The organism is Streptomyces sp. NPDC059371, assembly GCF_042751995.1.
Taxonomy (GTDB): Bacteria; Actinomycetota; Actinomycetes; order Streptomycetales; family Streptomycetaceae; genus Streptomyces.
In genome coordinates, this window is record NZ_JBHYXD010000002.1 from 35815 (window position 1) to 48544 (window position 12730).

Annotated in this window: 15 protein-coding genes; 11 read left to right on the forward strand and 4 right to left on the reverse strand. The window is 72.4% G+C overall.

Going from position 1 to position 12730, the window contains the following annotated elements:
- Window positions 1-166 precede the first annotated feature (166 nt).
- Complete coding sequence (locus tag ACFXGX_RS01395; protein WP_384783442.1) at window positions 167-349, reverse strand: hypothetical protein; 183 nt, start codon at window positions 347-349, stop codon at window positions 167-169.
- Window positions 349-864 (reverse strand): hypothetical protein, encoded by a 516-nt coding sequence (locus tag ACFXGX_RS01400; protein WP_384783443.1) that lies wholly within the window; start codon window positions 862-864, stop codon window positions 349-351. Before ACFXGX_RS01400 ends, ACFXGX_RS01395 begins: the two co-directional genes overlap by 1 nt.
- A gap of 174 nt (window positions 865-1038) precedes the next feature.
- Here ACFXGX_RS01400 and ACFXGX_RS01405 point away from each other — a divergent pair, with 174 nt between their 5' ends.
- The 3 genes from ACFXGX_RS01405 to ACFXGX_RS01415 all read left to right on the forward strand — a co-directional run bounded on the left by ACFXGX_RS01405 (window position 1039) and on the right by ACFXGX_RS01415 (window position 3675).
- Complete coding sequence (locus tag ACFXGX_RS01405; protein WP_384783445.1) at window positions 1039-1308, forward strand: hypothetical protein; 270 nt, start codon at window positions 1039-1041, stop codon at window positions 1306-1308.
- A gap of 131 nt (window positions 1309-1439) precedes the next feature.
- Entirely contained in the window at window positions 1440-2510 is a 1071-nt protein-coding gene (locus ACFXGX_RS01410; protein ID WP_384783447.1) for an ATP-dependent DNA ligase, read from the forward strand.
- 196 nt (window positions 2511-2706) lie between these two features.
- Window positions 2707-3675: a DUF3048 domain-containing protein gene (locus ACFXGX_RS01415; protein WP_384783804.1), complete on the forward strand. Its 969-nt coding sequence runs from the start codon at window positions 2707-2709 to the stop codon at window positions 3673-3675.
- Between the two features lie 38 nt (window positions 3676-3713).
- Here the strand turns inward: ACFXGX_RS01415 and ACFXGX_RS01420 are convergent, their stop codons facing one another.
- Complete coding sequence (locus ACFXGX_RS01420) at window positions 3714-4178, reverse strand: MarR family winged helix-turn-helix transcriptional regulator (RefSeq protein ID WP_384783449.1); 465 nt, start codon at window positions 4176-4178, stop codon at window positions 3714-3716.
- A 232-nt stretch (window positions 4179-4410) separates the two neighbouring features.
- On the opposite strand from ACFXGX_RS01420, the gene ACFXGX_RS01425 reads away from it, so the two are divergent.
- From ACFXGX_RS01425 to ACFXGX_RS01450, 6 genes are read left to right on the forward strand one after another with little or no spacing between them, the layout of a single operon-like run.
- Entirely contained in the window at window positions 4411-5193 is a 783-nt protein-coding gene (locus ACFXGX_RS01425) for a CoA transferase subunit A (RefSeq protein WP_384783451.1), read from the forward strand.
- Window positions 5193-5840 carry a CoA transferase subunit B gene (locus ACFXGX_RS01430; RefSeq protein ID WP_384783453.1) on the forward strand — a complete coding sequence of 216 codons (648 nt, stop codon included), beginning with the start codon at window positions 5193-5195 and terminating at the stop codon, window positions 5838-5840. Before ACFXGX_RS01425 ends, ACFXGX_RS01430 begins: the two co-directional genes overlap by 1 nt.
- Window positions 5837-7039, forward strand: coding sequence for a thiolase family protein (locus ACFXGX_RS01435; RefSeq protein ID WP_384783455.1), 1203 nt, complete (start codon window positions 5837-5839; stop codon window positions 7037-7039). The genes ACFXGX_RS01430 and ACFXGX_RS01435 overlap by 4 nt, the downstream gene beginning before the upstream one ends.
- Window positions 7040-7049: 10 nt before the next feature.
- The gene (gene pcaH, locus ACFXGX_RS01440) at window positions 7050-7820 is read left to right on the forward strand and encodes a protocatechuate 3,4-dioxygenase subunit beta (RefSeq protein ID WP_384783457.1); all 771 of its coding nucleotides are present in this window, start codon (window positions 7050-7052) and stop codon (window positions 7818-7820) included.
- Window positions 7817-8386 carry a protocatechuate 3,4-dioxygenase subunit alpha gene (gene pcaG / locus ACFXGX_RS01445; RefSeq protein WP_384783459.1) on the forward strand — a complete coding sequence of 190 codons (570 nt, stop codon included), beginning with the start codon at window positions 7817-7819 and terminating at the stop codon, window positions 8384-8386. Before pcaH ends, pcaG begins: the two co-directional genes overlap by 4 nt.
- Window positions 8383-9486, forward strand: a complete 1104-nt coding sequence (locus ACFXGX_RS01450) for a hypothetical protein (RefSeq protein WP_384783461.1) — start codon at window positions 8383-8385, stop codon at window positions 9484-9486. The genes pcaG and ACFXGX_RS01450 overlap by 4 nt, the downstream gene beginning before the upstream one ends.
- 301 nt (window positions 9487-9787) lie before the next feature.
- On the opposite strand, the gene ACFXGX_RS01455 is transcribed toward ACFXGX_RS01450, so the two are convergent.
- Window positions 9788-10405, reverse strand: a complete 618-nt coding sequence (locus ACFXGX_RS01455; protein WP_384783463.1) for a TetR/AcrR family transcriptional regulator — start codon at window positions 10403-10405, stop codon at window positions 9788-9790.
- Between the two features lie 248 nt (window positions 10406-10653).
- Here ACFXGX_RS01455 and ACFXGX_RS01460 point away from each other — a divergent pair, with 248 nt between their 5' ends.
- Both ACFXGX_RS01460 and ACFXGX_RS01465 read left to right on the forward strand, forming a co-directional pair.
- The gene (locus tag ACFXGX_RS01460; protein ID WP_384783465.1) at window positions 10654-11586 is read left to right on the forward strand and encodes a phosphatase PAP2 family protein; all 933 of its coding nucleotides are present in this window, start codon (window positions 10654-10656) and stop codon (window positions 11584-11586) included.
- On the forward strand, window positions 11583-12557 hold the full coding sequence (locus tag ACFXGX_RS01465) for a hypothetical protein (protein ID WP_384783467.1): 975 nt from the start codon (window positions 11583-11585) through the stop codon (window positions 12555-12557). The genes ACFXGX_RS01460 and ACFXGX_RS01465 overlap by 4 nt, the downstream gene beginning before the upstream one ends.
- The last annotated feature ends 173 nt before the right edge of the window (window positions 12558-12730 follow it).

Genomic DNA, 12730 nt, shown 5'->3' on the forward strand with positions numbered 1-12730 from the left:
CCGCTCGCCCGCCAGCGCCCCGCCCCCCCGCCCCCCCCCCCGCCCCCCCCCCCCCCCCCCCCCCGCCCCCCCCCGCGCCCCCCCCCCCCCCCCCCACCCCCGCCCCCACCCCCCCCCCCCCCCCCGGGGACGGCCCGCGCGGGGCGGGCCGTCTCGGTCTGCTTCGTCACTGGGTGCCGCCGTTCTGTCCGGCGAGCGGCCGGAGCTGGTCGAAGCGGGCGACGATGTCGGCGGCGATCCGGTCGGCCAGCTCGGGCGTGTACCTGCCGGGCATGGTCTTGCGGAGCGCCTGGTGGACGGCGGCGGGCGTGGCGGGGATGGCCTTGTCGAGGTCGAGGACGGCGCTCATCAGGCAGCCGCCTCCGTCAGGGTCTCGACGTCGGCCGCGGTGACGATCCGCTCGACGCGCAGGGACGGGGCGTTGTCGCGCATCGGGACGTCGCCGAGGCCGTGCTCCTCGAAGATGGCGCGGACCTTGTCGAGGTCGACGGTCTGCCGGTTCGAGGCGACGCGGCGCACGTGCCAGGTGCCGTAGGTACCGGCGGGGAGGCGGTCGAGGAGCTTGCGGTGCTTCCTCTTCGCGCGGTCGGCGGAGCGGGCGGAGTCGGCGGCGAGGTCGTAGCCGAGTGCGGCGCGCTCGATGTCCTCGACGGCGGGCAGCTCGTCGGCGGTGAAGAGGCCAGCCGGGTCCGGGGCCTCGACGGTCGCGGGCGCCTCGGCCTCGACGGCCGGCGTGCTCTGCTCGGCGACGAGGGCAGCGGGGGCGATGACGCTGCGGATGGCGTCGGTCGCGGTCTCGACGACGGCGCCGATCAGGCCGCGCACCGTGCGGGCGGCGCCGGGGCTCATGAGAAGGTGGAGCATCGGTTCTCCCTGTTGCATCAGGTGGATTCCGTAGGCCCTCGGCCGGTGTTGACGCACCGCCGAGGGCCGTTCCGTTTCCGGAGTGGCTAACCTTGTATCTACACAGTAGTCGGAACCTTGTAGATACACAAGACCCGTGAGACGATCCGTGTGTCTACAAGGAATGGGAGAGCGATGGCAGAGCAGTCCGCCGCGGCGCCGAAGCGGCACACGACACCCCGTCCGATCCGGGTGCCGGATCCGCTGTGGCAGGCATACGGGCGGGTGTGCGAGCAGCTCGGGACGGATCGCACGAACGACGTCCTCGACCACATGAGGGCCCGCGTCCTGGAGCACGGCACCGACGAGGACAAGGCCGACCTGGAGAAGGCCGACAAGGAGCTCGCGGAGCGCCGGTCCCGCAAGGGCGGCCGGCCGAAGCAGGATCCGGCCGCCGGCGCCTGAGGATCGCGACGCCGTCTCACACTCGTCTCACAGCACGGCCGCGAAGCGGCGGTAAAACCGCAGGACAGCCGGACCGCGTCGGACGGAAGACGCGACAGGCGGACACCATGGACGGCTCTTAGAGTCGAAGTATGGATCTGCCGGTGATGCCACCCGTGAAGCCGATGCTCGCCAAGTCCGTGGCGAAGATCCCGCCGGACATGCACTACGAGGCGAAGTGGGACGGTTTCCGGGCCATCGTGTTCCGCGACGGGGACGAGACGGAGATCGGCAGCCGCACCGGGAAGCCGCTGACCAGGTATTTTCCGGAGCTTGTCGAGGCGTTGCGGGAGCGGTTGCCGGAGCGCTGTGTGATGGACGGGGAGATCGTGATCGCCAGGGACGGGCGGCTCGACTTCGACGCGCTCACGGAGCGGATCCACCCGGCGGACTCACGGGTGCGGATGCTGGCCGAGAAGACTCCCGCCTCCTTCGTGGCCTTCGACCTGCTGGCCCTGGCCGACGCCTCCCTGCTCGACATGCCGCTGACGGACCGGCGCGCGCTGCTGGCGAAGGCGCTGTCCGAGGTGACGGCACCGGTGCACCTGGCGCCCGCGACCACGGACCGCGAGGTGGCGCGGCGGTGGTTCGAGCAGTACGAGGGGGCGGGGCTCGACGGGGTCATGGCGAAGCCCCTCGCGCTGCCGTATCTGCGGGACGAGCGGGCCATGTACAAGATCAAGCACGAGCGGACGGCGGATGTCGTCGTGGCCGGCTACCGCTTCCACAAGAGCGGGCCGGTCGTCGGGTCGCTGCTGCTGGGGCTGTACGACACCGGCGGCACGCTCCAGCACGTGGGCGTGAGCGCCGCGTTCACGATGAAGCGGCGGGCGGAACTGGTGGAGGAACTGGAGCCCTTGCGGCTCGAGGACGCGGCGGAGCATCCGTGGGCGGCCTGGGCGCAGGAGTCGGCGCACGAGACGGCCCGGCTGCCGGGCGCGCCCAGCAGATGGTCGGCGAAGAAGGATCTGTCCTGGATTCCGGTCCGGCCCGAGCGGGTGGCCGAGGTGGCGTACGACCACATGGAGAACGGCGTACGGTTCCGCCACACGGCCCGCTTCCGCCGATGGCGTCCCGATCGCACCGCCGAGAGCTGCACGTACGGACAACTGGAGGAGCCGGTCGGCTACGACCTGGCGGAGATCCTGGGGCCGCGGAGCTGAGACACCGGGCGGAGCCGGCGCTCCGGGAACGGAATCGCCGCTTCCGCGCCCCTTTTCGACCTTGCACGGATCGTCCCGCTGAGCCGATCAACTCAGCCGCCGCGCGCAATCAGAAACGATCGGGTACGGCCACCGATGAACTGATGAACGCATAAATCGATGGCACGGGACAGGTGGCACGGTGGACATACGAGAGATGGTGCGGACACGGCGGGGCGCGTGGACGGCGGCAGTGCTGGCCGTCACGGTGACGGGCTCCCTGATGTCGGGCTGTACCTCGGGGGGCGGAGCCACCGACGACGGCAGGTCGCCGAGTCAGAGCCCGAGCGCGAGCGGGACCGGCACGGCGAACGTCGCCCCGGTGCTCGCCGTGAAGATCGACAACGCGCCCGACGCCCGCCCCCAGACAGGGCTCGACGCGGCGGACGTGGTCTACGCGGAGCAGGTCGAGGGCGGTCTGAGCCGGCTGATGGCGGTCTTCGCCAGCACCCTGCCCGACGCCGTCGGGCCCGTACGCAGTGCCCGCGAGTCGGATCTCGAACTGCTGGGACAGTTCCACGACCCGACGCTCGCCTTCTCCGGAGCCCAGCACAAGCTGCTGCCGCTGATCGACGACGCCCCGCTGGATCCCGAGCCGGCCGGGAAGGTGCCCGACGCCTGGTACCGGGGCACGGGCAAGGCCGCTCCGCACAATCTGTATCTGCGTCCGCGGCGGCTGATGGACTCCGTGCCCGGCGACGCGGCGCTGACCACGGGCTTCCACTTCGGTGCGGCACCCTCGGGCGGCACCCCGGAGACCTCGCGCACGGTCCGCTTCCCGTCGGCCCGCTTCACCTTCACCTGGTCCGCCGAACGGGGGCGCTGGCTGGTGGCGATGGACGGCACCCCGACGGTGACGACGGACGGCAAGACGGTGGCTCCGGCGACGGTGGTCATCCAGTACGTGAAGGTGCGTACGTCGAAGTACCACGACTTCCTCGGCAACAACACGCCGTTCACGGAGTCGGTGGGCTCGGGCACGGCCCAGGTGCTGCGCGACGGCCGCACCTTCGACGCGAACTGGACACGCCCCGAGGCGAGTGACGGCACCCGGTTCACCACCCCGGACGGCGCGCCGATGAACTTCGCGCCGGGCCAGGTGTGGGTGGTCCTGGCCAAGGCGTGAGAGGCCCCCCGGTGCCGCGCGCGAGCGAGAGGGCCGCCTCAGTGCTGCGCGCGAAGGGGTTCCGCGGGGTTGCGCAGCCCCTCGGCCGCGTCCGAGACACGCTGGATGAGGTCGAAGAAGAGGCCCTGTTCCGCTGCGGAGAGCGGGGCCAGGAACACCTGGTTCATGCGCGCGGTGCGCACGGTCAGCTTGCGGTGGACGCGCAGCCCGTCGTCCGTGAGGCGGAGCAGGTAGCGCCGCCCGTCCTCGGGGTCGCGCACCTTGTCCAGCAGCGCGCGGCGCCCGAGCCGGCTGATGACCTCGGCGATCGTGGACCGGTCGAGCCCCACCCGCTCCCCCACCGTGCGCTGGTCGAGGCCGGGCTCGGCGACGAGCGCGTTCAGTACCGCGAACTGGGGCGAGGTGATCTCCTCGGAGACCATCGTGTTCCACAGCAGGTAGTGCGCCTGCTGAAGTCGCCGGGCCAGGTGTCCCGGATGGGTGGAGAGGTCCACCGCGGCCATGTGCGCTCCTGACGTCATCGCTACCGAATTGGTTGGTGCACTGAACGATACCTGCCCTCCTCGACAGCTGCCCCGTCTCCGTCGGCCATGCCCCTTCTTCACATGTCCTCGCTCATCTGGGGTCTTGACGGGCCGAAGTCCGGGTGGCAGCGTGCTGAGCACCTCGAAGAATTAATCAGTGCCCTGATTAATTCGGGGCGACGGGGCAGTCGGAAGAGATGAGGCTTCGCGGATGGACAAGGTGGTCGCCACGGCACTGGAGGCGGTGGCCGATGTACCGGACGGCGCGACCCTGGCGGTCGGCGGATTCGGCCTCAGTGGCGTGCCGAACGTGCTGATCGCGGCTCTCCACGAGCGCGGCGTCCAGGGGCTCGGGGTCGTCTCCAACAACTGCGGGGCCATGGACTCCGGGCTCGCGACCCTGCTCGCCGCCGGACGCGTCGCCCGTGTCACCGGCTCGTACATCGGCGCGAACAAGGAGTTCGCCCGGCAGTACCTGGCCGGTGAGCTGGAGGTCGAGATGATCCCGCAGGGCACGCTGGCCGAACGGCTGCGCGCGGGCGGTGCCGGCATCCCCGCCTTCTACACGCCAGCCGGGGTCGGCACACAGGTCGCCGAGGGCGGGCTGCCGTGGCGGTACGACGGCCACGGCGGTGTCACGCTCGCCTCCCCGCCGAAGGAGGTGCGCGAGTTCGACGGCACCGAGTACGTGCTGGAGTACGGCATCCGCACCGACTTCGCGCTGGTACGGGCCGCGAAGGGCGACCGGCACGGCAACCTCGTCTTCAACAAGTCCTCCCGGAACTTCAACCCGCTCGCCGCGATGGCCGGCCGGGTGACGATCGCCGAGGTCGAGGAACTCGTGGAGCCGGGCGGGATCGATCCGGACGCCGTGCATCTGCCCGGCATCTTCGTACAGCGCGTGGTGACCCTGACCCCCGAGCAGGCGAACGCCAAGATGATCGAGAAGCGGACGGTCTCGGTGCCCGCGGCGAACGGAACGGTGAGCGAGTGATGGCCTGGAGCAGGGAAGAGATGGCCGCGCGCGCCGCGCGGGAGCTGACGGACGGCCAGTACGTGAACCTCGGCATCGGCCTGCCGACCCTGATCCCCAATCACCTTCCCCCGGGCGTGGAGGTGATCCTGGAGTCGGAGAACGGCATTCTCGGCACCGGCCCGTACCCGGCCGAGGACCAGGTCGACCCCGACCTCATCAACGCCGGCAAGGAGACCGTCACGGTCCTGCCGGGTGCCTCGTACTTCGACTCCGCGCTGTCCTTCGGGATGATCCGCGGCGGGCACATCGACGTCGCGGTGCTGGGCGCGATGCAGGTGTCGGCCGGCGGAGACCTCGCCAACTGGGCCGTCCCCGGCAAGATGATCACCGGCATCGGCGGGGCGATGGACCTCGTCCACGGGGCCCGTACGGTCATCGTGGTGATGACGCACACGGCCAAGGACGGCTCGCCCAAGATCCTGCGGGAGTGCGAGCTGCCGCTCACCGGGAAGGCCTGTGTGAACCGGATCATCACCGACCTGGGCGTCCTCGACGTCACCGACGAGGGCCTGCTCCTGGTGGAGACCGCGCCGGGCGTCACGGCCGCGGAGATCGTGGCGAGGACCGCCGCCGAGGTCCGCGTCACGGAAGGGATCCGGCCGTGAAGGACGTCTACATCGTCGATGCCGTACGGACGCCGATCGGCAGGTACGGAGGTTCGCTCGCCACCGTCCGACCGGACGATCTCGCCGCCCACGCCGTCCGCGGACTCCTCGCCCGCACCCCGGACCTGGACCCGGCGCGGATCGAGGACGTGTACTTCGGCAACGCCAACGGCGCGGGCGAGGAGAACCGGAACGTGGGCCGGATGGCCGCCCTCCTGGCCGGGCTGCCCACCTCCGTGCCGGGCGTGACCGTCAACCGGCTGTGCGCCTCCGGACTCGAAGCCGTCATCCAGGCGGCCCGCGCCATCGCGCTCGGCGACGCCTCGATCGTCCTGGCCGGCGGCGTCGAGTCGATGACCCGCGCGCCCTACGTCCTGCCCAAGAGCGAGAAGCCGTTCCCCGCCGGGCACACCGAGCTGTACTCCACGACGCTCGGCTGGCGCATGGTCAATCCGCGGATGGACCCGCGGTGGACCATCCCGCTCGGTGAGTCCGCCGAACTCATCGCCGACAAGCACACGATCACCCGTGAGCAGCAGGACGAGTTCGCCCTCGCCAGCCACCGGAAGGCGACCCGGGCCCAGGAGGAGGGCCTGTTCGGCGCCGAGATCGCCCCGCTGTCCCTCCCCCGGCGCAAGGGCGGTCCGGTCGTGTTCGACGCCGACGAATGCGTACGCGCCGACGCGTCCCTCGACGCCATGGCCCGGCTCAAGCCGTCCTTCCGCACCGAGGGGGGTACGGTCACCGCGGCCAACGCCTCGCCGCTCAACGACGGTGCCGCCGCCCTGCTGCTGACCGACGCGGAGGGTCTGCGGGCCACCGGCCGCGAACCTCTCGCCCGGGTGTCGGCGACCGGAGTGTCCGCGATCGACCCCCGGTACTTCGGACTCGCCCCCGTCGAGGCCGTGAACCGAGCTCTGGCCAAGGCGGGCAAGGGATTTGACGACCTGTCGACACTGGAGCTGAACGAGGCCTTCGCCGCCCAGGTCCTCGGCTGTCTCGCCGAATGGCCCGAGTTCGACCCCGCGATCCTCAACCCGCGCGGTGGCGCCATCGCCCTCGGCCACCCCCTGGGCGCCTCCGGCGCCCGGCTCGCCGGAACCGTCGCCCACCAACTGGCCCGTAAAGGCAGCGGAGTCGGTGTCGCCACCCTGTGTATCGGCGTGGGCCAGGGCCTCGCCCTCGTCCTCGAACGCTAGGAACTCGACCATGACTCTCACCCAGTCGGACATCGACGCCGAGATCAAGGATCACCAGGACGCGTACGACAAGGCGGTGGCGGGCGGAGCGCCCGCGCGGCACCACCCCGCGCGCGACTATCCCCCGTACCGCAGCTCACGGCTCCGCCACCCGAAGCAGCCGCTGGTCGCGGTGAGCGGCGGCGACCCGGAGATGGTCGAGCTGTCCGGTCCCGTCTTCGGCGTCACCGACATCACCGGGATCGACAACGACCTCACCCTGCAGCACCGGGGCGAGCCGATCGGCGAGCGGATCACCGTCGCGGGCCGGCTGCTCGACCGCGAGGGCCGGCCGGTGAGTGGGCAGCTCATCGAGATCTGGCAGGCCAACGCCGCGGGGCGGTACGCCCATCTGCGCGAGCAGCACCCGGCTCCGCTCGACCCCAACTTCACCGGCGTGGGGCGGACCCTGACGGATGATCAGGGACGGTACACGTTCACCACGGTCAAGCCGGGACCGTATCCCTGGGGCAACCACACCAACGCCTGGCGGCCCGCGCACATCCACTTCTCGGTCTTCGGCACAGCGTTCGCCCAGCGCCTGGTCACGCAGATGTACTTCCCGGGCGACCCGCTGTTCCCGTACGACCCGATCCTGCGGTCCGTGACGGACGGGGCGGCCCGCGACCGGCTGATCGCCGCCTACGACCACGATCTCTCGCGGCCCGAGTTCTCCATGGGCTACGCATGGGACATCGTCCTCGACGGTCCCTCCGCCACCTGGATCGAGGAAGGCCGATGAGCACGGCCGAGCGACCGCTCCCCACTCCCGCCCACACCATCGGTCCCTTCTACGGCCACGCGCTGCCCTTCCCGGGCGGCGACGACATCGCGCCCCCGGGGCACCCCGGCACCGTCACCCTGCACGGCCACGTGCTCGACGGGACGGGCGCGCCGGTCCCCGACGCCCTGCTCGACTTCTGGCAGGCCGCGCCCGACGGTTCGCTCGCCGGCGCCCCCGGCTCGCTGCGCCGCGACCCGTCCACGGGCGGGTTCCTCGGCCGCAACGGCATCGACTTCACCGGCTTCGGCCGGGTCGCCACCGACGCCGACGGCCGCTACGCGCTGCGCACGCTGCCACCGGGGAACACCGGGCTGCCGTACATCGCCGTGTGCGTCTTCGCACGCGGCCTGACCCACCACCTGTTCACCCGCGCCTATCTGGCCGACGGCGCGGATCCGCTGCTCGACGCGCTGCCGGACGGGCGGCGCGCCACGCTGATCGCGTCCGAGGGCGCGCCGCGGACGTACCGCTTCGACATCCGCCTTCAGGGCGAGGGCGAGACGGTCTTCCTGGAGTTCCGGTGACCGCCGCCGACCCCCTCGCGTCCGACACCGGTCTGCTCGCTCCCGGCCGGGTGGGCTCTCCCGCGTCGGCCGCGACGAGCGACGCCGCCTATCTGCGGGCCCTGCTCGACGCGGAGGCCGCCCTGACCCGGGCCCAGGCGTCCCTGGGGCTGGCCCCGGCGGAGGCCGCGACGGCGGTGACCCGCGCGGCCGGCACCGCGGACTTCGACCTCACGTCGATCGCGCTGCGCGCCCGGGGCGGCGGCAACCCGGTGATCCCCCTGGTCACGGACCTGACGGCGGCCGTCGCCACCGAGTTCGGCCCGTACGTCCACCGGGGCGCGACGAGCCAGGACATCCTGGACTCGGCCGGCGACGACGGACGCGGCGGCAGCGCGGCCTCGCCCGGCTCCGGCGGGCCGAACGGCCAGGGGGGACCCGGCGGCGGCCAGGAGGGCGGTCCCGGCGGAGCGCCCGGTGGCTCCGGCGGCTCGGACGGCCAAGGGGGCCCGGGTGACCCCAACGGCTCCGGTGGCTCCGGCGGGCAGACCCCGGCGCCCGGCGGGTCGGGCCGGCCGGGGACCGACCCCGGCTTCGCCACGGACGTCTACAACGGCATCAGCATCCCGGTGCCGGACGGCTGGACGGGCCAGAGCGGCGCGGGCACGGCGGCGGTCTCCACCAAGGACACCTACAAATGCCCTGGCGACACCTCAAAGGACTGCCAGCGCGGCGGCGCCTACTCGGCCCCGGCGACGGCGCAGAAGCTGAAGTCCAGGACGGCGGAGGCGGCGGCCAAGGAGGACATCTCCAAGAACGCCACCGAGTCGTACGGCAAGGGCTACGGCTCGATCACCTCGCACACGGAGCTCTCCTCGAAGGCCGTCACGGTGGCAGGCGAGAAGGGCTATCTGGTGCGCTGGAAGGTCGTGACGAGCAAGGGTGACGACGGGTACGTCGAATCACTCGTGTTCCCGTCCCCCGCCGACCACGGCTCGCTGGTCGTCGTCCGCTTCGGTGTCGACATCGGTTCCAAGGCCCCGGAGCAGTCGATCATCGACACGATAACGAAGGGCATCAAGGTCGCGAGCGGAACCGGCGGGAACGGCCAGAACGTCTGAGACCGCCCGCACCGGACGCCTCCGTCCCGGCGCCGGGACACCGTGGACGTGGATCGGGGGGGGGGGGGGGCCCCCCCCCCCCGGGGCCCCCCCCCCCGCCGGGGGGGGGGGGGCGCCCCCCCCCCCCCCCGGCCCCCCACCGACGGGGCCGCGCCACACGGGGCCGGGGGAGCGGCGGGGTGGAGCTCCCCTCCGCTCAAGGGGAACCCCACCCGGCCGGGGGGTGCGCGCCGCCCCCGTCCCCACGGTGCGGCGCGGAACAGGCCGACGTCCGGTCATCCCACGGACAGCGGCCTGAGACTCAGGTGAGACCGAGCGTCGGCAGCACGACGGCCTCCACGAACTGTGTGAGATACGCCGCGTCCGCGTACTGCCCGTCCAGCAGGGGGCGCACCCTCAGGACCCCGAGCATCTGGGCCGGGATGAACTCCAGCGCCGGGTGTCCGGCGTCGACCTCACCGCGCTCGACACCGCGGGTGATCATCTGCCGCAGCTCGGCCACCTCGGGCTCGACGAGCGCGTCGCGCAGCGCCTGCTGGAGCTCCTTGTCCTGCATGACGGCATTGCCGAGGCCCTGCAGAAGCTGCGTACTGTCCCTGGCCGACCATTCGCCCGCGGCCGTCGCCGCCGCGCGGAGGTCGCCGGCGAGCGAGCCGGTGTCGATCCCCGTGAACCGCGGGCAGCGGTTGTTGCGCAGCGCGGCGGCCACGAACTGGGGCTTCGTCTTCCACTGCCGGTAGAGCGTGGACTTGCTGCACCGGGTGCTGGCGGCGACGCCCTCCATGGTGAGCGCCTCGTACCCGCACTCCCGGATCTGTTCGAGCACGGCGTCGTAGAACTCCTGCTCACGCTCGGGCGTGATTTTGGAGCGGCGCGAGGCGACGACCGTCTCCGGTCCGTCCGCGGCCTGCGACGTCATGGCGCTTCTCCTCGCTCGATCCGGCATAGGCCGGTGCGGTCTTGCGTTCAGTGTAATCGATACGCGAGGGTACCGGTACGCATCCGTATCGGTACACCTGCGTATCGGTACACTGTCGTATCGGTACACTGCCGTATCGATGAGCCTCGGACAGGATCCACTCCTCTCCCCACCGGGAAGGCCGAGTGGATCCTGTCCTGGGCTCACCGCGCACGCACGACTTCAGACCGTCAGCAAGGGGGCCGGGGATGGATTCCCGAACCGAGCCTGCGGATCCGGCATCCGGATCCGCTTCACGAACGGAACCGCCCGACGCGGCGCCACCCGCGGCCGCGTCGCCCGACGCGGCCGCTCACGCGCGTCCGCGCCCGCAATCGCCCACGCGCGACGACGCGCGCCCGGACGACACCGCGGCGCGCCCGCCGCTGCTGCGGGAGCTGCTGCTCGTCGTCGGGCTCTTCGTCGTCTACAAGGCCGGCCGCCTGCTGGCCACCGGCCGCACGGACGAGGCCTTCGCCGACGCGCACCGCGTCTGGGGCTGGGAGCGGACCCTGCACCTGCCGGGCGAGGGCGCCGTACAGGGCGTTCTGCTGGACAGCGACACGCTCGTGCACCTCGCGAACACCTATTACGCGACCGTCCACTTCCCGGCCACGGCCGCCTTCCTGGTCTGGCTGTATCTGCGGCGCCCCACGCACTACGTGTGGGCCCGCAGGATCCTCGCCCTGGTCACCGCCGCCGCCCTGGTCGGGCACCTCGTGTTCCCGCTCGCACCGCCGCGGCTGCTCGCCGGGACGGGTCTCGTCGACACGGGCCAGGTCTACGGGCCCACCGTGTACGGCGCGCACCCGGCCGCCGACGCCCTGGCGAACCAGTTCGCCGCGATGCCGTCGCTGCACTTCGGCTGGGCGCTGATGGTCGCGATCGGCCTGATCGCCGGGACCCGGTCGCGTCTGCGCGCGCTGTGGCTGCTGCATCCCCTGCTCACCCTGCTGGTGATCGTCGGCACCGCGAACCACTACTGGCTGGACGCGATCGTCGCGACCGCCCTGCTCTGCGTCGCCCTCGCCGTGGTCCACCCGCCGCGCCGGACGGCGACGACCTCGGGACGGCACCCGGTCCACGGGCCCGCGAAGACGCCCGTACGCGATCTGCCCGAACTCGTGGGAGCGGGGCGATGAACCCGACACTCGCCGCCGTCGTCCTGTCCCTGTTCTCCTCCGTCGCCTACGCCTCCGCGGCCGTCGCGCAGGAGCGGCTCGCCGCCCGGTCGGCGGGCTCGGACACGGGCACGGTGGGCCTGCTGGCCCAGGGTGCCTGGTGGTGGGCGGTGACACTGAACGCCTCGGCCGCCCTGCTGCACGTGGCGGCCCTCAAGTACGGCACCCTCACCCTGGTCCAGCCGCTCGGGGCGCTCACGCTCGTGGCCGCCGTGCCGCTGGGGGCGCGGCTCGCCGGACGGCGGGTGAGCGCGGTCGAGTGGCGCGGCACGGCGCTCACGCTGACCGGACTCGCCGCGCTGCTCGTCACGGCGTCCGGGACCGCTCCGGACGAGGTGCTGAGCCTGCCGCAGGCGCTCGCCGTCGCGGGCACCACCGCCGCGGTCATCGGCGTACTGGCGCGCGGTGCCCGGCCGGGACTGCGGCACGCGACGGCCTCCGGGTTCGCCTCGGGCGTGGCCTCGGCCCTCACCCAGACCGTGACGGTCGCCGCGACGGACCGTTCGGACTCGCCGTTCAGCGCGCAGGTCATCGTGGTGGCGCTGCTCGTGGCGGCCTTCGCGGCGGGCGGGCTGCTGCTGTCGCAGACCGCCTATCAGGGCGGGCTCGGCGCACCGCTGGCCGTCGTGACGCTCGCCAATCCGCTGGCCGCGGCGGCGATCGGGCTGTCCCTGCTCGGCGAACGTCTCCAGGGCGGCGCGGCGGGCCTGTTGCTCGCGCTCGCGGGAGCGTCGGTCGCCGCGTGGGGCGTGGTGACGCTGTCCCGTTCGACGCCCGAGCCCGTCGCGGCGCCGGCGGTCGTTCGTCTGGAGGGCCTGGCGGACGACGACCACCCGGTCGCCGCTGTGCTGGCGCTGGAGCCGAACGGGGCGGCGTACGAACCCTCGTTGGTGCCCCGGCAGAGGGACTCGGGCCATCTGACGTCCCTGTAGGAGACGGACGGCACGTCCGGCCGTCCCTGTAGGAGACGGAGGGCACGTCTTGGCAGGAGACGGACGGCACATGCCGGAAGGGGGGGGGGGGCGGGGGGGAGCCCGCGCCCCCCCCCGCGCAGAAGAGGAGCGGGGACACGACACACAGGGCGCAGAGAGAGTGGCGGGAGGAG